General features: G+C 46.2%; 23 protein-coding genes. 5 read left to right on the forward strand and 18 right to left on the reverse strand.

Features of this window, described 5'->3' with window-relative positions; all coding sequences use genetic code 11:
• Window positions 1–10 precede the first annotated feature (10 nt).
• From BUC30_RS02610 to BUC30_RS02650, 9 genes are all read right to left on the reverse strand, one after another.
• Complete coding sequence (locus BUC30_RS02610; RefSeq protein ID WP_073423390.1) at window positions 11–1,609, reverse strand: FISUMP domain-containing protein; 1,599 nt, start codon at window positions 1,607–1,609, stop codon at window positions 11–13.
• 12 nt (window positions 1,610–1,621) lie between these two features.
• The gene (locus tag BUC30_RS02615) at window positions 1,622–3,616 is read right to left on the reverse strand and encodes a hypothetical protein (RefSeq protein WP_073423391.1); all 1,995 of its coding nucleotides are present in this window, start codon (window positions 3,614–3,616) and stop codon (window positions 1,622–1,624) included.
• Window positions 3,613–4,425, reverse strand: a complete 813-nt coding sequence (locus BUC30_RS02620; RefSeq protein WP_073423392.1) for a hypothetical protein — start codon at window positions 4,423–4,425, stop codon at window positions 3,613–3,615. Before BUC30_RS02620 ends, BUC30_RS02615 begins: the two co-directional genes overlap by 4 nt.
• Window positions 4,426–4,439: 14 nt before the next feature.
• Window positions 4,440–5,051: a hypothetical protein gene (locus tag BUC30_RS02625; RefSeq protein WP_073423393.1), complete on the reverse strand. Its 612-nt coding sequence runs from the start codon at window positions 5,049–5,051 to the stop codon at window positions 4,440–4,442.
• A 430-nt stretch (window positions 5,052–5,481) separates the two neighbouring features.
• The gene (locus BUC30_RS02630) at window positions 5,482–5,766 is read right to left on the reverse strand and encodes a DUF4160 domain-containing protein (RefSeq protein WP_073423394.1); all 285 of its coding nucleotides are present in this window, start codon (window positions 5,764–5,766) and stop codon (window positions 5,482–5,484) included.
• A complete protein-coding gene (locus BUC30_RS02635; RefSeq protein ID WP_139260769.1) occupies window positions 5,766–5,999 on the reverse strand; it encodes a DUF7723 family protein in 234 nt (77 codons plus the stop codon). The genes BUC30_RS02630 and BUC30_RS02635 overlap by 1 nt, the downstream gene beginning before the upstream one ends.
• Window positions 5,954–6,271 (reverse strand): DUF7724 family protein, encoded by a 318-nt coding sequence (locus tag BUC30_RS02640; protein ID WP_073423910.1) that lies wholly within the window; start codon window positions 6,269–6,271, stop codon window positions 5,954–5,956. The genes BUC30_RS02635 and BUC30_RS02640 overlap by 46 nt, the downstream gene beginning before the upstream one ends.
• Window positions 6,272–6,291: 20 nt before the next feature.
• Complete coding sequence (locus tag BUC30_RS02645) at window positions 6,292–6,588, reverse strand: helix-turn-helix domain-containing protein (protein WP_073423396.1); 297 nt, start codon at window positions 6,586–6,588, stop codon at window positions 6,292–6,294.
• A gap of 116 nt (window positions 6,589–6,704) precedes the next feature.
• The gene (locus BUC30_RS02650) at window positions 6,705–8,081 is read right to left on the reverse strand and encodes an amidophosphoribosyltransferase (protein WP_244536453.1); all 1,377 of its coding nucleotides are present in this window, start codon (window positions 8,079–8,081) and stop codon (window positions 6,705–6,707) included.
• Between BUC30_RS02650 and BUC30_RS16265 the strand changes: the two genes are divergently transcribed.
• Together BUC30_RS16265 and BUC30_RS02655 are read left to right on the forward strand one after the other, a co-directional pair.
• Window positions 8,049–8,405, forward strand: a complete 357-nt coding sequence (locus tag BUC30_RS16265) for a hypothetical protein (protein ID WP_244536454.1) — start codon at window positions 8,049–8,051, stop codon at window positions 8,403–8,405. The two genes, BUC30_RS02650 and BUC30_RS16265, sit on opposite strands and share 33 nt — an antisense overlap.
• 28 nt (window positions 8,406–8,433) lie before the next feature.
• Complete coding sequence (locus BUC30_RS02655; RefSeq protein WP_073423398.1) at window positions 8,434–9,183, forward strand: MBL fold metallo-hydrolase; 750 nt, start codon at window positions 8,434–8,436, stop codon at window positions 9,181–9,183.
• 4 nt (window positions 9,184–9,187) lie between these two features.
• Here the strand turns inward: BUC30_RS02655 and BUC30_RS02660 are convergent, their stop codons facing one another.
• Genes BUC30_RS02660 through BUC30_RS02680 form a run of 5 tightly spaced genes read right to left on the reverse strand, consistent with a single transcriptional unit; the run spans window position 9,188 to window position 14,360 of the window.
• Window positions 9,188–10,132: a glycosyltransferase family 8 protein gene (locus BUC30_RS02660; RefSeq protein WP_073423399.1), complete on the reverse strand. Its 945-nt coding sequence runs from the start codon at window positions 10,130–10,132 to the stop codon at window positions 9,188–9,190.
• Window positions 10,133–10,153: 21 nt separating this feature from the next.
• On the reverse strand, window positions 10,154–11,170 hold the full coding sequence (locus BUC30_RS02665; protein WP_073423400.1) for a glycosyltransferase family protein: 1,017 nt from the start codon (window positions 11,168–11,170) through the stop codon (window positions 10,154–10,156).
• A 2-nt stretch (window positions 11,171–11,172) separates the two neighbouring features.
• On the reverse strand, window positions 11,173–11,994 hold the full coding sequence (locus BUC30_RS02670; RefSeq protein WP_244536455.1) for a glycosyltransferase family 32 protein: 822 nt from the start codon (window positions 11,992–11,994) through the stop codon (window positions 11,173–11,175).
• 33 nt (window positions 11,995–12,027) lie between these two features.
• Window positions 12,028–13,485 carry an oligosaccharide flippase family protein gene (locus BUC30_RS02675; RefSeq protein ID WP_073423401.1) on the reverse strand — a complete coding sequence of 486 codons (1,458 nt, stop codon included), beginning with the start codon at window positions 13,483–13,485 and terminating at the stop codon, window positions 12,028–12,030.
• Window positions 13,485–14,360, reverse strand: coding sequence for a glycosyltransferase (locus tag BUC30_RS02680; RefSeq protein ID WP_073423402.1), 876 nt, complete (start codon window positions 14,358–14,360; stop codon window positions 13,485–13,487). The genes BUC30_RS02675 and BUC30_RS02680 overlap by 1 nt, the downstream gene beginning before the upstream one ends.
• A gap of 106 nt (window positions 14,361–14,466) precedes the next feature.
• On the opposite strand from BUC30_RS02680, the gene BUC30_RS02685 reads away from it, so the two are divergent.
• Genes BUC30_RS02685 through BUC30_RS02695 form a run of 3 tightly spaced genes read left to right on the forward strand, consistent with a single transcriptional unit; the run spans window position 14,467 to window position 18,574 of the window.
• Complete coding sequence (locus tag BUC30_RS02685) at window positions 14,467–14,979, forward strand: hypothetical protein (RefSeq protein ID WP_139260770.1); 513 nt, start codon at window positions 14,467–14,469, stop codon at window positions 14,977–14,979.
• A gap of 4 nt (window positions 14,980–14,983) precedes the next feature.
• The gene (locus BUC30_RS02690) at window positions 14,984–16,906 is read left to right on the forward strand and encodes a UbiD family decarboxylase (RefSeq protein WP_073423404.1); all 1,923 of its coding nucleotides are present in this window, start codon (window positions 14,984–14,986) and stop codon (window positions 16,904–16,906) included.
• 3 nt (window positions 16,907–16,909) lie between these two features.
• Complete coding sequence (locus tag BUC30_RS02695; protein ID WP_073423405.1) at window positions 16,910–18,574, forward strand: hypothetical protein; 1,665 nt, start codon at window positions 16,910–16,912, stop codon at window positions 18,572–18,574.
• An 87-nt stretch (window positions 18,575–18,661) separates the two neighbouring features.
• Here the strand turns inward: BUC30_RS02695 and BUC30_RS02700 are convergent, their stop codons facing one another.
• Genes BUC30_RS02700 through BUC30_RS02715 form a run of 4 tightly spaced genes read right to left on the reverse strand, consistent with a single transcriptional unit; the run spans window position 18,662 to window position 24,135 of the window.
• Window positions 18,662–20,269, reverse strand: coding sequence for a glycoside hydrolase family 57 protein (locus tag BUC30_RS02700; RefSeq protein WP_073423406.1), 1,608 nt, complete (start codon window positions 20,267–20,269; stop codon window positions 18,662–18,664).
• Window positions 20,269–21,462: a DUF4912 domain-containing protein gene (locus BUC30_RS02705; protein WP_073423407.1), complete on the reverse strand. Its 1,194-nt coding sequence runs from the start codon at window positions 21,460–21,462 to the stop codon at window positions 20,269–20,271. The genes BUC30_RS02700 and BUC30_RS02705 overlap by 1 nt, the downstream gene beginning before the upstream one ends.
• A 22-nt stretch (window positions 21,463–21,484) precedes the next feature.
• Entirely contained in the window at window positions 21,485–22,729 is a 1,245-nt protein-coding gene (locus BUC30_RS02710) for a hypothetical protein (protein ID WP_073423408.1), read from the reverse strand.
• Window positions 22,729–24,135 carry a hypothetical protein gene (locus tag BUC30_RS02715; RefSeq protein WP_073423409.1) on the reverse strand — a complete coding sequence of 469 codons (1,407 nt, stop codon included), beginning with the start codon at window positions 24,133–24,135 and terminating at the stop codon, window positions 22,729–22,731. Before BUC30_RS02715 ends, BUC30_RS02710 begins: the two co-directional genes overlap by 1 nt.
• Between the last annotated feature and the right edge of the window lie 99 nt (window positions 24,136–24,234).

A 24,234-nucleotide genomic window follows, 5' to 3' on the forward strand; every position in this document is an offset into this window, starting at 1 on the left:
CGTCTCCCCGTTAGTCCTTGAGACAACGAACAGAAAAGCAGTCGTTTTTGTCATAGTCGACCAGTATCACATTGTTGTCGTTGTAAAACAAGTCAATGTAGTACGCGAAGTCGCTATAGGTCTCCGTAGAACTCCAGAAATACGCATCATTCTCCTCGTCGTTGTATTTTCCTTTGTAGTCCTTGAAGCCAGCAGGGAGAGCCGAGAACCCGAAAGCATCCGTGCCATTGCCACCACCAGTCCAACCAGATGTAGACTTGAGAACCTTGCCCGCAATTGATTCTCCGCCAACAGCAGCGAACAGGGTGTTCCATTCTGTTTCAGTCGGCAAGTGCCATCCACTGGGGCATACCCCCTGTATATTTCCTGATGGAAGAGAACATAAATTGCCATAACCACATTTCTTCTCTGACTTACCAACAGCAGCAGCCCAAGTATAAAGCCGTCCATACTTAGTGCAATTTGCCGAATTGTCGTTGTAGCAATAGCTATTTTCTGTTTTGTAGTTTAAGTTTTTAGCCATCCATATCTGTGAGCCAATTTTGACAGTCTTGTATTTTTGACCATCACGAGAGTCCGTTATAGAGCCTACAACTACATCAGCAGGTTTAACAACCTTGACTGATGATGACGATGACTTTGGAGCACTGCTAGAAGATGTTTCATTTTGTCCTGACACAACATCCTTTAGACAACGAACAGGAACTTTTTCATTTTTTTGCGATTCAGAAACCCCACACATATCTTTTTTTAAATTGACATCTTTATTAGAAGTCGAAGTCCAGAATATAGGATAAGTTCCCGGAGCATTCAGGCTGGAACCAGAAAGATTCGCGGAAAAACCATATTCATCAGTTCCTTCATCAATTCCGTTTATCATCAACGCTCTGCAATCCCCGGTAAAAGAAAGCATCTTATTCCATTCCGATTCGCTTGGCAAATGCCAACCACTCGGGCACGCCGATTTTGCAGCACTTTGCGTGTAAAGACGACCATAATTTGCACAATTCGAAACATTGTCATTATAGCAGGAACTTCCATTAGAATTATACTTCAAATTCTCAGCCATCCACACCTGCGATCCAATAGTCACAAATCGATAAGTCTGTCCATCGCGCGCATCAACAAAGACATCTGAAGGTAAAACATTCTCGCATTGAATTTCACCATTCAAAACCCAAGCATTCCCTGAACAAATATAGTTTGCAACACAACCATTTTCCGTTACGGGAATTGTCACACCTTCTTCACATACTCGCGGAGCCACCTCCAAGCATTGCATTTTGCCATACTGAATCCAAGCATTTCCAGAGCAGATATAGTTTATTGCACAATTATTAGCGATAATAGCCGTCGTAGACCCCTCAACGCAAATTTTTTTAGTTTCACTTTGACATTGTGGAGTTCCTTTAATAACCCAACTATTATTGGCACAAACAAAACTGGTAGAGCAGCCATTCTGATTGATGATAGTCGCTTCACCTTCATTACAAATTCGGATTTCACCATTTGCAGCAAAGGAGTTTTCATACTTACTATCCCAATCGGCGACGTAGTCAGTGCAGTTCCACAAAGCGGCGGCAGACAGCAACAAAAGAATCTTTTTCATACAGCAATTCTCCTAGAACAAGATAGAGAAGCCTAGCGCCACAACCCCTGCGGCGAAAAGACCCAGTGAAAAGTTTCGAACATTCTGATTTTGCTTGCCTTCGTCATGCCCTTTTTTGAATTCCTGTTCGTTGGTCGGCGGAGTCGCCGTTGCGTCTTTCGCCTTTTTATCGAACACCAATGCAGCTACACCACCTCCAAGAACAGCCGCAGAAGAAACAATAATACGGAGTAGTTTTGTCGTATTTATTGTAGATTCATCTTGCTTTGCGGATTCAACGGCAGCATTTGCAGATTCCTGCTTTTGATTATCTTCTGCATCAATCTGTCCCTGATCTTGACTTTTTAGGCTAGTCGAACGTTGGTCTTTTTCATCATCAGCAGTGGAAGCCGTTGCAACAACAGATGGATTTTTCTTTGCAGGAACAGAAACCTTTCCAAGATTGCTGACAGACTTGACACAACGAACAAAATTCAAATCATCACGGCAATGGCAACGGTTAAAATTCAAACCTTCAATATGAACCTCTTTTATTTTTGTAAAGCTATCAGCTCCATAAACGAAGGCTTCTCCATTTGTCCCCATACCCCAATAACGATTAGGATGAACATCATAATATTTCACCCGTTTACCATCATCTGAAAGAATATATGTAATATCACTAAAGGATGTTATGGATGTTGTAATTACGCACAAAGAAGTATCCCTCTGAACGCTATTCCCATACATATCTATGCATCCACGCTCATCATTACCAGTAGGGTCTTCATATGAATAATTAACATAAGGAAATACCGCTTGCTTGGAATCGATCTGTCGCTTAATTTCTTTTAAATCAGATTCATTCGGAAGTCTCCAACCATCAGGGCAAACATTATGAAGATCTGACTTTCCATATATATGTCCCCAATTTTGAGAATATCTATTCCAAGCTTCTATTTGATTTTCTTCTTCAAAATACATATTTTCATATGTAAACGTTTTTCCACCCACATCTAAATTATGAGGAGCGACTTCAACATTTCCTATCCTGAATGCATAGGTATCCCACTGATGGTTTTCTCCACATCTAAATATTCTACTAGAATCTAGTTCGCTTCGCTTTAGCTCTCCAATCCTATCATCAGTACAGGGGTCAGCTCCCTTCCCCGCTTCAACGGAATCGATCTTATGCCACCCATTTGCATCTCCATCACATTTATAATACGATACGCCACCTTGACCGTCAAGGCGGTTTTTCGCAACAATCTGCGGTGTCGTACCACATTTATCAGAATATAAAGCGAATATGTCATCACAATTTAAAATATTCAATCCTTTTTCTTCGCTAATTTTCTTGTCTATCCCAGGATGGACGCGACAAGCAAACCGAGCTGTTTCATCATAAATAAAGCCTTTTTCTACATAAAGATTCGTAATCAGTTGCGCATAACAAGGCATGTTGGCAAAACAAGACGATACTCCTTTTCCATGTTCGCTTGAAGAAATAGTTTTTGCCTTTTCCATCAAAGACAGAATTGAGGAGGGCCATGAAAAAGGATTATAAAATTCATAACCGTCTATAAGAAAAGAAAACGCTTTCTCCATTTCCTCGTTAAAATACGGACTTTCATTATACACTTCGTTTTCAATAATTTTCTCCAGCATTGGGTTCCATTGCCAGATGTTCGTTTTACCCAATATGGCTTTACACAGCTTGATATTTTTTGGATTTGCACATGATTTCACAGCAATTTTTTCAATAAATTCTGGACTGCAATTTTCCATTATCGTCTCAGGAGCATTTCTTAGTTCATTGCGATAAAGCTTTACCGCGTCTCCTGAAGAAAGTGATGCGGGACAGTAGATGTCACTGACTCCATTACGTCTTAAATTCACTGCTGTGGTAATATCACCATTGTCAATAGCCTTTTTATAACCAGGATGAACCGAATTCGGATTTACCTCTCCAAATGCAAGCGATACAGCCAGCGAAGTCAACAAAAATGAAACAAACAACATTCTCATTTGAATTTCTTCCTTATATCAAGAGTTTTGTCCTTCATTCTTTCTTTCAACGCAGCATCGCAATTGGTCTTGCCAGGAATATTCCATGAAACTCCATCTAGGACCATTCCATCAACCTTCTCACAATCATTCCAAAAATCACACTCGTCAGCAACTTTGTCCTGTTTGCCGTTTTTAAATGATGTTTTCAATAAAATTTTCATTCCCTTTTTGCAAGAAGATCGATTTTTTTCAAATACAAAGCAACTTCTAGTTCCTGCATCTGTCAAAGAAATTTCTAATCCTTTCCCTTTACCAATATCCTTATAAGAAAAAAAATCAAAGCAATTGCCGGACGAATACTTATATGCATTAATAGAATCCCGTCCGCTATAAAAATCAATCTTATCAATCAAAGGTGTATTTTGACCATTCACAAGAAATTCATTTACTTTGTCTATGTAAAATTGACCTATCAGTTTCAAGCATACAGACATTTGATAAGCTTGACCTAAATCACACCTTTTTCCCTCTTCTCGAGCGTACGTTTCATAATTTTCCGATTGCCTTTTTTTTCTTTCATTATTCTCTCGTCTTATTTTTTCATATATAGCGTTACAATTTGGCATTTCGTTATACAAGTCATTCACATTTTCGCACGAATATTTGAAAAACCTCGTTGAGCCATTTCGATAATAACCATCACTGCATATATAGAAGCATCCATCTTCATGATCACAGTATTGAGTCCATATGCATTCAACCAGTTGCGACATAGAAGGTGCAGTCATTCCTAGAAACACTAATAACGGAATAATTTTTCTAACCATTTTTTCTAGCCTTTTTATCCTACGCTATCCAATATTTCTTTTAGTTGTTCTCTATATTCGTCAAATTTGGGAGTTGTCGCCGAGTAATGGGACAAGAAAAAAATTTTGTAGCCCTCTTTTTCAAGAGACTGTCTTAAGAAATTTTCCGTATCACGACCAAGAGCTATCAAGCACGGCTTTTTCTTACCACAAAGAAGTTCTATCTCCCTTTTTAGTGTATCAATATGTTTTTCAAGCAAGGCTCTATTTTCCTTGTATTTATTAACCCTTTCCTTTGCCGTCTTCGATTTGTCATTCTTAATTAAATCCGTAATGTAAGCACCTTCTGCAGCACTTCCTAGAACTGCATAGCGGAGTTTATGATCCCTGCCATATTTATAACCACTATGAAAATTTGACCAAGAAATTTTCTGTTCATGACCATTTTTTCCATTATGTTGTGAAGACCCATTAAATGCAACAAAAACAAATTTCGTTTTTATTTTCTTTATCAAGGCTGCTTCATCACTAGCCCATTCCATAGAGCCAACATTTTCTCTTGATTTTGGATTTCCGCTTGCTTTATCCCAAAGAGCCCAACTAGCAAGACTCCCAAATTTCTCTTTCAAAAGTTGGTATTTTTCCATTGATATGCTCATAATATTACCTCATTGCCTTCGCTATACAGCTTGATGTTTTTTTATTTATCCATTTCAAAACTGAACAAACGTCCAAAGGGCGGTTCCCTTCTCGGAAATCGCCTTGTCCTCTAACGCACGAATTTTGTAAACTACAGTTACCTGGGGGGGGGTAACGACATTTAACGAATCATTTTTCAGATTCGCTCCACATATCTTTTTGTTACCCATAATATTCATATAATACAAATATATATCAAAAAATTTACAAAGCGAGCAGCAAAGCAAATTTTCGTTAAAAATGTTCCTTCGAAGTAGGCAACAAACACAACCCGACTTGAATGGGTAGTGCGAAGCTTTAATGGAACCGTACAAATCCATTTTAAAAGAGGAATTCCTAACGGAGCTCCTCTTTTTATATCAACTTAATTTTTGACATTTACTTATTTTCGCCATAAAAACCATGTTCCGAATATTGCGACCACATTTCGAACATCGTCAAATAGTTGTTCTTGATGTATTTCTGGATAGTCGCAAGTTCCTTGTCGGAAAGTGTCCCGCGCTTTTGAACAATCGTATCACCATCCGACTTTATGAACAACTTTGCGGATCCCGCTTCAGTCAATTTAGTATCGCTTGCGTGGGCGTGGATACATTCGACGACACATGCCATCGTGAAATAGAGGTAATAGCCCGCAATCTTGAATGGAAAATACTTTGGCATTAATCGTTACCAATTAAATCCTTGTTTTTCAAATAATACGCCTGAACAAGAGCAAGGCGCGCATCATCCATCGAGGATTTAATCATATCGCCATCCTTGTTAAGCACACAAGCTTGATCGGGATTGCTCAGGTAAAGAATCTTCACGTCACCATTTTCCGTAACAGTGAACGAATAATTAGCGATAATCATGTCAGCTTTGTCGGCGATTTCTTTAAGCTGCAGCTCGGACATTCCCCTACCTCGACTGATTTTATCGGTTGCAAGAAAATTTTCGGGTCAATGTAAAGGTCCTCTAGTATCGGGACCAAGTCAATGTAGTCCTCGACAAGTTCGTTCTGGCTATGCTTATAGATGGCATCAATCACCAAGTAGCCATTGTCCCATTCCTTGACTTTCGCAATTTTGACGAGACTATATGGCCCCTTGAAACGGATTGTCCGCCCATTAAACGAAAACGATATGTATTCTCCATCGTTCGACAGGAGCGCCTTTGAATTGACCATACTCGTAATATACATTATTTTCAACCCAAAGCTTTCGCCTTGCGGTATTTATTCAGGAGTTCGATGTCACGAAGCTTTTGACCGAGTTCGTCGTCAGCAGCAATCTTAAGCAAGTCTTTATCCAAGCCGTTAATGGCATGGAGAACAGCAGCGTAAATGCCGATAGCGACCGCCGCAGAGCCTTTTTCTACAGCCCAAACAGATGCACGGCTGACTCCCGCACGTTCCGCAACTAGCGCAGCCGGGATTTTACGACGCATACGAGCAAGACGGATTTGCACACCCATCTCTTCAAGAATTTTGCCTGTTTTCGGCATGAATAATACGCTTTTTCTAAAAACTAGCAACAAAAAAATCCGACCTCGCATGAGGTCGGATTTTTTAATTACAAGAGACTCTAATAGGAGATTCACGCTCGGAGGCGGGAATGACACTACTTGTCTTCTTCCTTTTCCTTGTCGTGGCAATGGCACGGGCAATGATAGCAGTCACCCGTTTCGGCGTAGTCCTTGCCAGTCCAGCAGTAAGTGCAAAGGTCTTCTTCCGGGAGGCCGATAGCCTGGATCAAGTCGTCAATGCGCTGGAACGCAAGCGACGTGAGGTTCAGCTTCTTGCGGATGTATTCGACCATGTCCTTGTACGGCTGGCCATTCGGATCGGTGTACTTGTCGAGATCGGCGTTTTCACCTTCCTGGTCGCGAATGTAACGGCGCGTGATGAGGTCGTATTCATTCTTGGAGCGGGAGAAGTTGATGAACTTGCACGGATAAACGAGCGGCGGGCAAGCGATACGCATGTGCGTTTCCTTGCAGCCCATCGAATAAAGCTTTGCAGCCTGCTTACCGAGCTGAGTTCCGCGAACGATGGAGTCGTCGCAGAAGACGAGGCGACGGTCCTTGATGAGTCCCGGAATCGGGATGAGCTTCATCGAGGCGACGTGTTCGCGCTGGCGCTGGTCCTGCGGCATAAACGAACGTGCCCAAGTCGGCGTGTACTTCACGAACGGGCGGGCAAACTTGATGCCTGCTTCGTGAGCGTAGCCCAAAGCGTGAGACGTACCGGAGTCCGGAATACCGCAAGCGGCATCGGCTTCGGTCGGGGTGCGCTTCGCAAGAGCGGAACCGCAACGATAGCGAGTCATTTCAACATTACGTCCTTCGTAGCTCGATGCCGGGTAACCGTAATACACCCAGAGGAACGAACAAATTGCCATCTTCTTGCGTGGCGGAACGAGCGTTGTTTCGCCATCCGGCGTGAGCTCTACCACTTCACCCGGACCAAGATCACGGACGTATTCGTAACCGAGGTTCGGGAGTGCACAGCTTTCTTGCAAGGCAATCATAGCGCCATCCTTCTTACCGAGGATTACAGCCGTACGGCCCCACTTGTCGCGGCAGGCATAAAAACGCCCCGCGCTATCCATAATCAGCACGGAGCAACTTCCCTTCACCTTGTCCTGAACGTACTTGAGACCGTCAATAATTGAATCCTGCGTAGCGATAAGCGCTGAAACAACTTCGGTCGGACCGACCATGCCACTCGTTGTAGAGAACTGGAGCTGCATGCAGTTGTTGCGGAAAAGTTCGTTCTTAATATCTTCGATGTTCGTGATGAGGCCAACAGTCACAATCGCGAACGTTCCCAGCTTGGAGGTCATGACGAGCGGCTGCGGGTCCGTGTCAGAGATGACGCCTAAGCCAACCTTGCCGGAAAAATGGGTTAAATCGTGTTCAAACTTACTGCGGAACGGAGTGTTCTGGATGTTGTGAATCGAGCGATGGAAAACACCATCCGATTTCAAAACAGCCATACCGCCGCGGTGAGTGCCAAGGTGAGAATGGTAGTCGGTTCCGTAAAAGAGATCGCAAACGCAATCTTCTTTGGAAATAACACCACAAAAGCCGCCCATATAAGACTCCTGGATAGAAAAGGATTTTCCACGTACAAAAATAGAAATCTTGCGCCATCTGCAAAGACTAAACCTGAAAAATTTTTCTTTCAACCGCCGGGCAACCCCCGTAAACGCCCATATTTTTTGCTTACCAGCCCTCAAGTCCGCCACATTCCGCAAAAAATCCGATTTGGAATATTGCCTTATTTTGATTTGGGACCTTTTGAGTATATATTGGTATAAAAGCATACATTTTCAGAAGGGGAAGCATATGGAAATTAAAGCCGTACGCATGTTTGACCATGGTTTCATGAACCAGGCGTTTGCCTTTGGCGGTGAAGAAGGCAAGGACAAGTTCGACGAACAGATCATCTACCGCAGCAGTCTGCAAAACTTTCTCATCGACACCGGGAGCGAAGTCATCCTTGTCGATACGGGATTTGTCAACGACTTCGCAGCACCCGAAAAGAAGCTCGGCGCTCCGCTTTACATGGGCGAAAAGCTAAAGGACTACACCCAGGCTTTTGCGGAACTCGGTTACAAGCCCGAGCAGGTCACTAAAATTCTCATCACGCACAAGCATCCGGACCATTCCGCAGCCATCCAGTATTTCCCGAATGCAAAGGTTTTTGTCTCGCCCGAAGATGCCGACGCCATGAAACTCGAAGGCGCAAACATCGTGCGTTGCACTTACAAGGACGGACCTTACCACAACTTCCCGAAATGCGAAAAAATCGCAGACGGAATCTATTTCATTGAAGCGAAGGGACACACCAAAGGCAACAGCATCATCGTCGCCGAAAACGACGGACTCTTCTACATGATGCATGGCGACGTAACCTACTGCGATGCCGCCCTTAAGGCAAACAAATTAAGCATCGTCTTTGAAGACATTGCAGCCGCCCGCGAAACGCTCGACCGTGTCCGCGAATTTGTTGCCAACAACCCGACCGTCTACCTTTCGACACATTGCCCCGAAGGCTACGAAAATCTCGAGATGAAGCGCGTGATGAAACTGTAGAGAGTTACTTAAAAACTTTCTTCAGGAGGCGCCACCAGTTGCCAAGCGTTCCCGGTTTTGTCCCGCGATTCAGCGGGACATCCTTGAACGGCGACTGCATATAGCGGCGCCACCATTCGTGAGCCAAGAGCACATCGTAGTATTTCCAGGGCTTGCCAGCACCCGTCCAATGGATCACGGACGGGTCGTCAAACGCTTCGCGAACTTCTTTGGCTGAATAGAGCGCCGTCATTCGCTTTGCATGTTTGATGTTGCTCATCGTCACGTTGTAGCGGCACGGGATAAAGCCGATTTTGCCATAGCACACGTAATTCAAAATCAGCTGGTCGGCAGGATCAAGCGGCGCAAATTCCTTTTTGCCCACAAGCGCCAAGCACTTGCTTTCAATACCATCTTCGCGCATGGCCTTAAGGTTCATTAAAAGCACACCGCTGTTCACGTAAAAGTCCATGCCCGGAATTCCACTCTGTTTGAGCCAGCGATTGCGATCGCTCTTTTTAATTTGCGCCCAAACGACAGGCACGCCCGCCATGTAAATTCCGTCCATCGGCGTTTCAAAAAGTTCTCGCAAATCCGTGCGCACCATCGTATCGGTATCGAGGTACAGAACCTTATCCAAAAGCGGCAATACCGACGGCGCTTTTAAGCGGTAAAGTGCAGGCGTCGTCACGGAATGCACCATCCCGACCTTTCCACTGTACTGGATTGCATTATCCTTGAAATAAGGCGACATGTCCACAAGCGTCACGGAACAATTCTTTCGCGGGGTATCCGCACATTGCGATAAACGATTTCGATTTTCTTCGGTCACATTATCCGAAAGGAAACAGTAAAAATCGTAGTACGTCCCCTCGCCCGCCGTCTCAATAGCAGACGTCATAACAACAGCCATGGCATTGATCTGATTGTTATCGCTCGAAAGGATAATCGGAATGTGAACGTTTTCCATGTCGTTTTACTCCAAGAATCTTTAGAAAAGCTTGCCCAGGATTTCCAAAGGCTTCACGAGGAAAGGCATTTTCTTGTACAGCCAGGCGAGCGATTTTGCAAACGCGTAAGAGCGGATGATGTAAGCGCCAGCAGCACCGACCTTGTTCGTCTGGTACATGAACGCATCCTTTGCGTGCGCAATCACGTCATCGTAATACTCGTTGATGTGAATGGACTTGTCCGCGTTTACCGTCACGGGGAGGGTCTTCAAGTTCGTGTAAAAATCCTTGCGCAAAATCTTCGGCAAAAAGATGTTCATCGATTCCGGCACCTTGCGGCCACGCGTATCGATAATGCGCGAACCGAAGAAGTGCAACACCTTCGCCGTCGGCAAGAAGCGATTGCCATAAGCAAGCTGGCAGTTCCAGCCGCCATCCATCTTCTTTGTCACGTAGCCGAACTTGAAATTAGTTTCAGCAAGCGAAGCCATATCGTACGGGAAGTTCTTGGAAACGCAGTAAAGCCAAAGTTCGTGCCAAGTCTTGAAGAACTCGCGGGCTTCCGGCGTATCGGCGGCAAACATCACGCCCCCGTTGAAAATTTCGTCGTTCAAAATCGGCGAGAAGCCCATCATCTTCGCGTTGTTCAAGACCTTCTTACGGTTAATCGCCTTCGAGAGATTCGTGTGGAAGTCAAGCACCGCATAAATGCCACCGCGCCATTCGTCCGGAATCGAGAGGTCATCAACAATCGCGATGTCCGAATCCATGTACAAGAAGTCGCCATCGACCACATTGCGCATCACCGTCTTGAGGTAACGAGAACGAAGCATCGGCGTGAACTTTTCATCAAGCGTCAAGACCTTGAGTTCATCGACAGCGTCCTTCAAGACCGCACGCGGTCCCGTCAGAGTTTCAGCCGTCTTGTCATCGGTCAAAAGCGTCACGAACGCATTCGGGTTATGGACGCGCAGCGAAGCAATCGCCACAAGCGTCTGCTCGCAGAAAAAGTCCTTCGGGGAACTCGTCAACACAAAAAGATATTTCACAGAAGGCATAATTACCCTTGAAGCTTAAGAGGTTCCTTGTTTTCGTAAGCAGCGAGTCGACTTTCGACAGAGCCTCGCGGGGCGTTCCTGAGAAAGCCCTTGATACGCTGCCACAGCGGGCGCCAGCTGCCGTTCGTCACGTGAATTGCAAAAGGCTTGACCTTGGATTCATTAATGCTCGGCAAGAACACATCGCCTGGGTAAATCGTAATCCCTTCGGAAAGTTTCTGCATTTCGTTCTTGTACACAAAGCCAAACTGCTGGGCGGCATGGGCATAAACGCACGGCGAAATATTCTTGATATTCAATTCGCCATTCGGCAAAATGAACTTTTCCGTCTCGTAATATTCCATGCACTTTTTAAGGAACGGGTGCCCCGCCTCGCCACCGAAAATTGCTGCCTGCAAAGCAATCCCCGGAATTACCATCTGGTTCGGGTCTTTCTTGGTTCCGTCTTCGTTCAAGAATCTCCAGGACCTGTTTTTCTTATAGTGCGAAGTAAATTCAATGCTCGAAAAATAGCGGTTGTTCAGGAACGGATCAAAACTCTGGTACATGAAAACGTCTGTATCGCAGTAAATTCCACCCTCGTGGTAAACCGCATAAAGACGGATGTAATCGCTAATAAAAGCCCATTTGGAAACGCTTTCCGCTTCACGGAGGTACGGAATACTTTCAATAATATCCTTGCACTTATCAATATCCCACTTTACGATTTCGTAGTCGGGGCAATGCCTTTTCCAGCTAGAAACGCAAAGTTCCGAAAGCGGGGAAAGCGGGGCGTTATTCTTAGAAAACCAAATCAGATGTAATTTTTTAGGAATCATTGCCATAATTTACGAAATTACGCTCCGCAATGTGCAAGGCTATACATTTTTTGGCGGTTTTTCGGCAGCTCGCTTGATGACCAGATAAACGAGAGATGCGGTAGTCACCACAAAAATGGCGATTTTCTGCCACATTTCAGGTTCAAATCCAGTATTCAGGAGCACAAACAGGATAAGCAGAGCAATCGCCCACGCAAACTGCACCCACAATCCACGGCGATAAGGCCAAATTCCGTTTTTCAAAAGCTCGGCGTTCATCCAAATGCCTTGGAAAATTTGGAAACTGAGTGTCGAAATCGCAGCACCAACCAAGCCAAATTTCGGGATTAGCAACAAGTTCATGGACACCGCCAAAATAAGCGAATAGACATTCAACTTCAGCAAGAACTTGCTCTTGCCCATTCCATTGAGCACCATACCTGTAAAGCAGAACGACCCATCAAAGAGTCCTGCAAAAAGGAGAATTCCAAGAACTTCCGGGTTTTGAACAAAAGATTTACCGGCGAGCATCAAGGTCTCTTCCGGGAAAAGCACAATAAAGAATCCAATGCCAATCTGAATCGTCGAAATCAACGACACGCAATAAGAATACACATGCGGAAGTCCCTGCTTCATTCGTTCCGGTTCCATTCCCGCCACAACCGGGAAGAGGATGGAATTGAAATTCTGGCGCACCGTCTTAATCGCATTGGAAATCGTCACCATGATGGCATAGACACCAGCGTATTCAGGACCAAGCAACACGAGGACCATCCAAAGGTCAGCTCTCAACAAGAACGCGACGACAAATTCAGAAAAGCCAATCGGCAGAGAAAACGAGAGCAGCGCCTTGGGAATTTTTTCGGACGAGAGCCACTTCATTCCAGGGAACTGGCGCGGCATCAAGCGCATATAAATCAAGACCGCAATGCAATTGGCGCACAGCAAGCCGATCGGAAGCGAATAGACCTTGTCACCCGTAATAAAGTAAATAATCAAGGCAAAAAGCGGAGCAAAGGTAAAAACGGCAAAATCGTTAATGAATATGCGATACTGCGGTTTACGATTTCCTTCCGACGCCCCCGCAAAAATCAAGTTAAACACCCACGGGACAATGGACATGATGTACAGGATTATTTCCGTCGAAGAAAGCGATTCAAGCCCCGAGAATATCGTGTAAGAGCCCGTCAAAGCCATCACGACAATCACCGCAAACACAAGGAGCGCATAATAAAAACCAAGGCGAAGCGACTGAGCAATCCCTTCATGAGCCACTCGGTTATAAAGCTTGTTCTGCGGAACGTACCAAGTCAAGCCCTTGTCCAAGCCAAGCACAGCTGCACGGCTCATCATCGACACCCAAAGCTGGGTGGATATATAAATACCAAAAGCCTCTTTCCCAAAATAACGCGCCACCACAAAATTCAACGCCGGGCCAGAAACCTTAAGCACAGCGCCGATAATGTTGAGGATGGAACTTTTCAGCAAAAATTTCTGATCATTCTCAGCAGAAGACATTAATGCACCTTTTCAATATCTTTCAGAACGTTCAGCAAGACTTCAGACGAAGCTAGATAATTTGTATAGACAAATATTTTCTTTTTACGGGATCCCTTGCAGACCGAATTCGTCGATGCGTTTTCCATGTGGTAAATCTTCAACGCCGGATTGTAAACCATGAGCATCTTGTCACGGAGCATTTCTGCGTAAAGGATATCTTCTTCCTGGTACATGAACGTTCCCGAATTCAAGCCGTCGTAACGGGCAACATAGTCGGGCGAAAACACAAGGCAACAGCCGTGCAATTCCACATTGACTTGGCGGCGGTCATTAGCGGGTTGGTAGCTGTTCGGCCCAGGTCCCAGGCGATCAGCAATGAACGAGTACCAAGTGTCTAAAAAGCCCAAATGCAAAATGTTTCTCACGCGGATTCTACGCCAGCGCGCCCTTTTGCGCTCGAGTTCTGCAACCGTCATCAGCTTGTCTTTGACAGGGTTTGCGTTAATCCCGTTCGGGCAGTGGATTTCAGGACCTAAAACGGCAAAATGGCTTCGCTCATATTCATCCAGAATGACCTTGTAAAAATCATCCTGAATCAAGTACGTATCGTTATTCAACATCACGATAAAATCGCACTTCTTTTCGTTCTTCAAAAAGCGGAAACCCACATTGTTTCCGCGTGCAAAGCCTAGATTTTCTTCGTTCAAAATGACGGACACATGAGCTTTGCCTTCAAACAACGCCTTTACTTGAGGCCCAGACTTATTCGGAGAGCAATTATCGACAACGACAATCTCAAAATCATCGGTATCAATCCGTTCCAGGATCGATGCGACGCACTTTTCTGTTTCAGCGACAACATTATAGTGAAGTACAACAAAGCCTAGACGCATCTCTGTCCTTTTTAGAAAACATAATTTTATGCAAAATTAAAAAAATTTCGGTATAAAAACATAATATTCCCGTTTTTCCGTTTCATCTTTTACTACATTATACGGCATGGTAAAATTCAGTCAAACTTCTTGGCAATACGGCACTCTTTCGGACACGCTTGATATTTTGCGTTATGCGCCAATGTCCTTGTCCGTCGGAACGAACGCCGTTTTATACTACACGTTGCCCAAGAACATTGAATCTGGCGAGTTTATCCGCTACACCATTATGGCGGGTTTCAGAAAATTAAGTTGGACTGGCATCATTGGAGCGGTCACACCGGGCAAGACGAACAACGTCATCGAAATCGCAGTACGCCTTGGTGAAGGCCCATTCCGTGGTTTTACCGCCACGCACAAGTTTGATTCCGTCAAGGGAATGACGACCTGCTTTGACGACCTCTCGTTCCAGGGATGCAAGGATTTTGCTGAAGATACGTTCGCAATTGTCATGAACAGCGCAAGCTTGGTTTACGCCATGAAGGCTAGAGAAATGGCTCGCGAACAAATCGCATTTATTGAAGCAAAGAAGAAAACGCAGGCTTTTGAAGCGTTAGACCAGTCCGCAACCGCCGGATAACATCATGTACAAGTCCCTCGAACAGGCCCTGCTGGATTTGGAAAAAGCAGGAATGCTCAAACGTATTCACGCCGAAGTCGATCCACACTTGGAAATGGCCGAAATCGCGAGGGAAAATTTTAGGCAAGGTGGCCCAGCACTTCTTTTTGAACATGTCAAAGGGAGCAAGTTTCGCGCCGCCTGCAACATTTTCGGAAGCGACGAACGATTCAATTTTCTGTTCCGAGATGGCTTTGAGCAGACAAAAATCGCAGTCCAATTCAAATCAAATCCGGTCGAATTTTTCAAAAACGCTTTCAAGCACCCGCTACAACTGTTCAAGGCGGGATTCGCCGGAATAAATTCTTTGCCGAGACGCTCCGGCAGCATCAAGGACTTCGAAGAATGCAGCCTTAGCGACTTGCCACAGCTGGTCAGCTGGCCGCTAGACGGCGGAGCGTTTATCACGCTCCCGCAAGTCGCCACACGCCCGAGTGAAAATGCAAGCATCATGCAAACGAACGTGGGCATGTACCGTATCCAGATTTCAGGCAATGAGTACGTCCCGAACGAAGAATGCGGATTGCATTACCAAATCAAACGAGACATTGCAAGGCACCACCAAAAGGCTCTCGAAGAAGGTCGCCCGCTCAAGGTAAGCGTTTTCATTGGCGGACCTCCATCGCACACATTTGCAGCCGTGATGCCCATGCCCGAGAACCTCTCGGAGCTCTTGTTTGCAGGCATGCTCGGCAACCGCCGTTTCCGTTACTTTGAACATGACGGTTACCTTGTCTCTAGCGATGCCGATTTTTGTATTTTAGGAGAACTCGAACCCGGTTTAAAACCCGAAGGTCCATTTGGGGACCACATCGGCTATTATTCCGGCAAACACGATTTCCCTTGTATGAAAGTCACAAAAGTGCTTTGCAAAAAGAACGCCATTTTCCCATTCACGGTCGTTGGACGCCCGCCTCAAGAAGATACGCTGTTCGGGAAATACATTCACGCGATCACAAAGCCAATGGTTCCCGCTTCGCTCCCGGGCGTTTACGGGATTCACGCGGTCGATGATGCTGGCGTACACCCGCTTTGCTTAGCGCTCGGTTCAGAGGCGTTCCGACCCTACGCCAGCCCCGAAGAACGCGAGCCGATGGAACTTTTAAAGACGGCGAACGCGCTGCTCGGATTCAACCAGGCGAGCCTTACCAAATATTTGCTTATCGCGGCAAAAGAAGACTCTGCTGACGGGAATGCCGCGGGCATTTCTACTGACGCGAATGCCATAGCAAAAGAAACCGCCGCGAGCCTCGATGTAAACAACATTCCAGCGTTCTTCGGACACGTTCTTGAACGTGTCCACTTCGACCGCGATTTACATTTCCAGACGGCGACGACCATCGACACGCTCGACTACACCGGCACAAGCCTCAACCACGGTTCCAAAGTCGTGATTGCAGCAGCAGGCGCCAAAATTCGCGAGCTCCGCAACAATCCGAGCGATTTAAAAACTCTTGCACTCCCGCAAGGTTTCAAGAAAGCGACCATCGTGATGCCCGGCGTGCTCATGATCGAAGGTCCGGCGTTCAACGAGACGCCCGCGACTCTCAACAAAGCCGAGACTTTCTGCGAGCTCAAAAACGCCCTCGCCCACTGGGAATTCCGCGAGAACTATCCCTGGATTTCCATCATCGACGAAGACGCCCGTAACGCATGCAATGGTGCAAACAACATTTTGAGCGATTTTCTCTGGCTCACGTTCACGCGCTCCGACCCCGCACAAGACATTTACGGTCTCGACGAAGTTGTCGAAAACAAGCATTGGAAATGCAAGGCGCCCTTGATTATCGACGCCCGCATCAAGCCACACCATCAAAAACAGCTGACGGTTCCCGCCGAAATCACCGCCAAGGCAAAGCAAATTCTCAAAAACGCAGGAGTTGTATAAGCAATGCGTTTAATTCCATTTCACAACATCTTACAGGCACCTCTTTTTTCTCTCGCCATCACATTAATTTGTGTGTCAGGCATCGCCTATGCTTATGAAAATGGCTGCGGAACCGCAAAAGTCATCGAGAATCTGATAAAATATCAAAAAGACCCGCATTATGCCGCCTCGCTTTACAGCAGCGAAAAATGTAGTCCCGAAAGTTATTACGATTCCATCTACACAATCGAAACGCCACATTTTCAGGTGATGTACGTCTTGACGGGTCCACATGCCACCACCAAAGCGTTTGCCGATTCTACCGCAGCAAGTTTTGAAGATGCATGGGAGCTTTACGTCAACAACATCAAGATGCAAGCGCCCAAAGGTCCAAGCAAGAGCCACCATTTTCAGCAAGATGTTAAAGCCGGTCTATACCCCGTCGAAATCATCGATGTCGACCAAGTCCGAGACGGACAAATTTTCTTTGGAGGTTCAAGCTCATGCGGTGCCTGCTTTGCAGTGACTGTTCCCATGAACAACGGTGCAACCTCACAAATTTTCTTAGACAACGATTTCAATTACGGCGCGACTTACAACATTTCAAAAGAGTCTATAATCGTCGATAAAGACACTTGTTATTATTCCAAGGCTGATATTCCTCTGTATAACAGCACCCACGATTATTACTACACAAATGAATGGGCAAAAGGGATCCGTCTTACAGCATTCCACGAATTTTACCATGCTGTACAGCTAACCTACCTCAACATGTATTCCAATTCTACATTCTGGTTCGAAGCTTCAGCCACGGGCTTTGAAGAAATTACCAACCCCGAAGTAGACGATTATCTCAGATATTTGCCATCCTTTTTCGACAAAACAGGGAACCCGCTCTCCGCAACATTCCGGAATTACGGAGCATCTACTTTGTTCCTTTATCTATACTACAAAGTTTCAAAAAATCTTGACAAGTCCATCTGGGAAAACTTCTCCAAGAACCCCAATAAAAATTTTGAATCGCAGCTCGAAGCTTCTTTAAAAGCACACGAGCTTGACGCCGACAGCGTTTTCCATGACTATGCAGTTCGACTTTCGTTTTCTGGAGCACGCAGCAAGAAACTGCAAAAGAAGGAATGGATTAACGAAGATCAATCGCAATGGGCTTCCGCCAGATACCGTTTAGACGACTTAATAAAGCCTGAACTAGAAAGTCTCGCTTTTGATTTTTTCAGCAAACAGCAAAACACCCAAGATGTAGAACTTTCTAATTTTGTCGGTAAAGCCACAGTCATTGCTTACCACGATTCAGAGGCAACGATCCATAGAATCAGTAGCAACAAAACACTGGATAGCTTAGCATCATTCTTTTCTACATGCGATTCAACCACTTGGGTTTTCAGTCGTTTCGGAAAATCCGAAAGCATCCCCATCACCACTAGCACTTCAGATCCGCATGCATTCCCCGTTCCCTGGAAACATGGCGCACTCTGCTTCGGTCCACTCCCCAGCGACAAGAAATTCTTTGAAATCCGTAACAGGCGCGGTGATTTAGTCACTCAGCAAAAGTATGAAGGAACAACATTCTGCCTGCAAGAAGACCAAGTCAAAGCGATTATGGCTCCAGGCATTTACCGCTTCCGCGTCGGGAACAAAAGCAAAACGGAAAGTTTTATTGTGATTTACTAGTCAATAGTCATTAGTTATTAGAAGATGTCATGCCCGTCCCGGCTCAGAGGCCGGGATAAACTCCAGCGGGCATCTCCTTTTTAAAAACTACAGGCACTCGCCTATGAATGGGAACAAATTGTTCTTCTGCTCCAGCTTCTTGAGCAACTTGGTATCGGGATTTGCCTTGACCGCTTCTTTATAAAGTGCACTGAGATTTTCGTAATGACCATTCAATCGGGCACGTGCGTAATCCGCCGCCGAATTGTTATGAATCATGAAAGCCCAGTCCGAAGCCTGGAACAGCACGAGTTCGCGCGCCATCTGCGCCAAGAAACGCTTCACCATCGTAGCCTTTGAACCGCGCGCAGTCCCAACAGCATTCCCTGCATTAGAAATGCGCGACTTCAAATCGTCCATCATCTTACGCATTCTAAAAAACATCGGGTACTGGAAAGCAACTTCATCGTTCATCCAAACGTCACCAAAGCCGCCCTCGCCCCAAGACGAGAAAATCGGATTGTGAACATCTGTATCCGCAGGTTCGCGCATCGATTCTTCAAAAGATGCCATCTCGACCACGCTCGAGCTTGCCGCGCGTTCAAACATTTTCTCGATGAACAGCGGACCTTCAAACCACCAGTGTCCAAAAAGTTCCGCATCGTACGGACAAAGGATCGAAACCTTATTGCCATCCATGTTCGGAAGCAAATTCGACACAGTCGCTTCGCGATTGGCGACAAAAAGTCGCGCATGGTCTTCCACCAAGCGGAGCGCATTCCACGGGCGATAAATCTCCTTATTTTCGCTTCCCGTGATGCGGTAGTACTTGAGACCCGTTTCAATAGGCGTGCCCGCCGACAAGAAATAATCGCCTAGATATTCGCTTTCACGTTCGTGCGCAATATCCCTAAAGAACTCGCGATATTCAGGATGCCCCGGGTAGCCCGTTTTGCGGCTCCATACTTCCATGGAACTGCTCTGTTCACGCCCCATGCAATAAAGCCCTGCCGGAGTCTTGATTGGCGAGAACACGCCATACTTCGGTGCAGGCTTTGCCAAGAGCACGCCATGCGTTTCCAAGAAGAAATACTTGAATCCGAATTCTGCAAGGATCGCGTCCAGACCTTCAAAATAGCCACATTCCGGGAGCCACAGCCCGCGAGGCTTTTTGCCAAAAGCGTCTTCGAATGCGCGGACTGTAATCTTCAGCTGCAAGCGGATCGCTTCGACATCGTTCTGGTACGCGGGCAAAAACGGATGCGTCCCCACGCAAGTGAGCAAGTTGATTTTTCCAATCTGCTCCAATCGCTTTAATGCAGGGACAATTTCGCAACCGCAATCGCGCTCCCACGTATTGATGAGCGCAAGCTGCCTGCGGTAATAAAAATCCACCACTTCCATAAGCTCGGAATTGCCCTGGAAGCGGACTTTTTCGCGTTCAATCAGTTCAAGCTGTTTGTGCAAATGCACCGAAAAACGGGTAAGCAATAGCTTATCCGTAAGCATCGAGAGCAGCGCCGAAGAAACGCTCAAATTGAGAGTGCCCGGCACGCCCTTTTCTTCCAGACGGTTGAGCATCTGTATGACGGGCAAATAAGTCTCCGCCATAGCCTCAAAAAACCAGTTCTCTTCCAAGAACCGGTCAAAAGAGGGTTCACGCACAAAAGGCAAATGTGCGTGAAGCAAAAGATGTAAGCGACCAGGCTTTGCCATTATTCCGTGCGCTTCACCACGATCGGGACGATTGTCGTCGGGAAATCACCATCCTTATCGGTTGCAAAGACAGGGATAATCTTCGTCACGTCCGGGAGGTCTTCTTCAAAGCTGAAGGTGCCATCCGGGTTGAGCGGGAACGGTTCGCCACGCACCTGCAAGTGTGCATCCGGACGCGTACCACCGTAGACGATCAAGCGGGTCTTCACCCACAAGAAGAAGTCCTTGCCGTAGTTCACGGAATCCTTCGGGAGTTCAAGCTTGTTGCTCTTGAGAGCGGCACTGGAAAGTGCGCCAGAGAACATGGAGCCCGAAGAGCTCGAAAGCGATTCAAGCCAAGTCTTTGCAGACATCGAAGAAAGTCCCGAGCTGCCAAAACCACCGAGAGTAGCACCGCCGAGGGAAGCGCGAACAAATACGTTATCTGTATTCACTTCGGAACCTTCGAGCGTGAACGTCTGCATCGGACCAGCTTCGACCAGCGGTTCGAATTTGCCAGCGGCAACAACGCCAAGCGCTGCAGCGCAGTTCTGCGTTGCCTTGTTTTCCACGTACCAACTACGGGCGTCTGCCGGAACTTCGATATCGTGGAACTTGAGCTTCTTGTTGCGCTTCACGGTCAAGTCGTTCGAGATGTCGAACAAGCGAAGCACGAGCTTGCCCTTGCCCTTCTTGGCAGCCTTGATGCGTTCTTCAGAAACTTCCCAGAAGGCCTGCATCCAGTTCGGATCCTTCTGCATAAGCACGAGGTATTCTGCATCGAAGGATTGCGGCAATGCTTCCGGAGCAGCGGACTTAGCGACCTTAGCCTTCGGAGTTTCAACAACTTCAACGTCGACCTTCTTTGCCTTCGTAGCAGCCTTCACGACCTTCTTTGCAGCAGCAACAGACTTTTCCGTCTTTGTAGAAACCTTGGCAGTCTTCGTTGCAGTCTTTGTAGCCGGCTTTTCAGCCTTTTCTGCCTTAGCCTTAGTGGACTTCTTTGCCGGAGCCGTCTTAGCAGCAACCTTTTCAACGGTTGCGCTCGGCTTTTTGGCGACAACCTTCTTTTCGGCAGGAGCTTTCTTCGTAGCAGCCTGCTTCTTTTCAGCTGTAGCCTTCTTCGCTACAGTCTTCGTTTCAGAAACTTTTGTAGAAGCCGTCTTCTTAGTAACGGTCTTCTTTACTTCCTCTTCATTCTTCTTAGTAGCCATTTCGATCTCCTTCTGTTGAATCTTATTGACCACGGGTTTTACCCCAACTTCCGACACCGAGCAAACCGAGACGTATACCAATATAGGATTCACTCCAGTTGCGGTCATCGTCAGTCAGGCGAACGCCCCCCTGAATGGACAAATCCAGCATCGTTCCCTTTCGACCGAGCGGGAAACCAGCACCAATGGATCCACCAATTTCAGAAACATCTTGAACATACCAGTTCTTGAACCAGACACCGGCTCTATACGTAATGCGATTCCAGTATGATTCATAGAAAATATCGCTACCATCGCGCTGGTAACCAAGAGAGATATTGAAATCATTCTGCGTCTTGGTCACCTTGGACAAATTCCAGCTACCAGCAGCATTTTCGATATCCTTATCCCAGGCACGCCATGCAATATCAGCCATCACGTTGTGGCGCTTGTTGAAGCGGTAGTTGACACCCGTTGCAAGCATCGCCGGAACGCGGATTTCACGAGTATGCTTAGCCGGAACAAGCGTATCGGTTTCACTGTACCTGAAGTTGTATTCCAATTCATTTTGGAGCGTGTAAGGCGTCGTAAACGAGAAGAAATACGAAGCCATACGACCGCGGTACTGGGCAGCAAAAGTGTAGTACGCCGGATGGTTCTTGATTTCCCAGTCCCCATTCACGTAATCCGAAACATCGGTGTTGTTCGTAGCCCAGGCATCCGCCTCATCAATTTCAGAGTTGTCCGGACCAAGCGTAAGTTCACGAGTATAGCTGCCCATCACAAAATGAGCCGAGGCGCCCAACGAAATCGCGCGGTAGAATGGGAGTCGAATTGCATAAGTCGGCACCAGTTCATAAATACTGCTCTGGTATTCAATTTTCGCTTTTTGGTTTTCTTCCTGATTTTCAAAATCTTCACGCATCGAAGCGGCATAATGCTGCCACAGCGAAACACCGAACGCACCAAAATCACCCATCGGGAACGAAAGGTTCATGGACGGCATCGAAAGATTCGTCTTCGTAAAATGGGAATTCGAACGATCTGCGGTCGAGACATCAAGCAAGAAGTTCAAGTTCAACACGACCTTGGTATCAAAAGCCTGGCGAGCCGGGTTCACCACAGAAACGCCTTCGGCATCACCGGTCTTTGCATTACCCGCAAAGCCACGACCTGCCATGGCGGCAGAGCCACCCGCAATCTGTTCCTGACCCATAGCTTCAAGGCCAATCATCGACGCAAAGGAAAAACTCGAAACACAAAGTAAAGCACTAATAAACTTTTTCATTATTCTTCCTCCCCGCGCTTCGAGGCAAGCCACAGCTTAAGCGTTGTCGATGTATTTTTGATCGACGAAAAATCATAGCGAGCGTAATCCGGATAAGGGAAGAATACGCGAACGGAGTCTCCCTTACTATTCACGTAGTAGGAGTTGGAGCCGTAGAAATACTCGTCCTTGTCCAAAACAAGCGAGCGATCCAAAACCATCTTCATCTTGAAGGAACGTCCGTCGCTAGCCCTATTGATAAAGTCGCGCATACCCGTAGTGACCTGCAGAGTAAGCGAGTCCCCGTCATGGAACACAAGATTCGGATGTCCTTTTTCTGCGATTAAAGAATCGTTGTACTTGGAATAGTTATCCCTACTGCAAACAAGACTATCTTTATCGCCAGTATAAGTGTAAGCTTCAACAGCTATAGGCATGTCAAGCTCATTACTACCTTTAGAATCATCCCTGTAGAACGTCACCTGAGCCATGACAACGGACTGGCGAACATCTTCTGCATCATAAGGGAATTCATCACCGTAAAAATCAGACAGCGCCTTCATGATCGGCTTAGACGGGAATTCCACCAAGAGAGAGTCTTTGACGCCACCATGCAAGACAAGGCAATCTGAACATTCTTCACGATTCGAAATGAGCGTTGCAGCACGCAAAGAACGATAACCCCTATAGGAATCCTTTTCCATTTCCACCATGTACAAAATCGGAGAAACCAAGAGGCCTACAGACGGACCGTAGAAACGATAGGCATGCGGAGCTTCAGGAGCAGATACACGCAACTGCAAACGGCGATTGCCTGAGTTCTTGCGAACGTCGTCAATAAATGCGCTCGGCAAATCCAAAACCAGGACAGAATCTTTCTTGGTAATGGAAACAGAAACCGTCGTGTCTGCAGTTTTCTTCGTCTTCCAAGACTTAAGACCATCAATCCATTCCGAATCAACAACCGTTTCCAAGGCATTTAGTTCGGCATCCGTCAGCTTTTCAGAAAGGGTCCAGCTGATGTTGACATTGACTTCATCTTCAATAGGCAATACCGTCGATGGCAAAACCTTAGACCAATAAACAGCATCAAAAAGGTAAAGCGACAAATAAGATTTTGCAGAATCAGCCGCCTTCAAATCTGCCAAGAAGGCACTGTCCACAGCAAAGTCAAAAACAGCATCGTGCACCATGCCCGCAGAAGCACCGAACGTTCCGAAAACACCGGCAGAACGAGGGAGCGAATCTTTGTACAATTCAGCGGACGTCGGTTTCAAGTCATTTACGGTCACCATCTGGACTTTATAACTGCTAGGCATTCCCTGGTCAGAAAGCCAGCTGGACAAGCCATCGTCATCCGTATCAAACAGGCAGGATGACAAGAACATCGCTAAAAGCGGGAATAGAATAAATGTTTTCTTTTTCACTCAGAACTCCGAGTATTGCTTATAAATAAAATTCGCCCATAATATAGCAAAAACGCAATTGAGAAATTAAAGTTACTAGTTAGTAGTTACTAGATACTA

Source organism: Fibrobacter sp. UWB7 (genome assembly GCF_900142945.1).
Lineage (GTDB): Bacteria > Fibrobacterota > Fibrobacteria > Fibrobacterales > Fibrobacteraceae > Fibrobacter.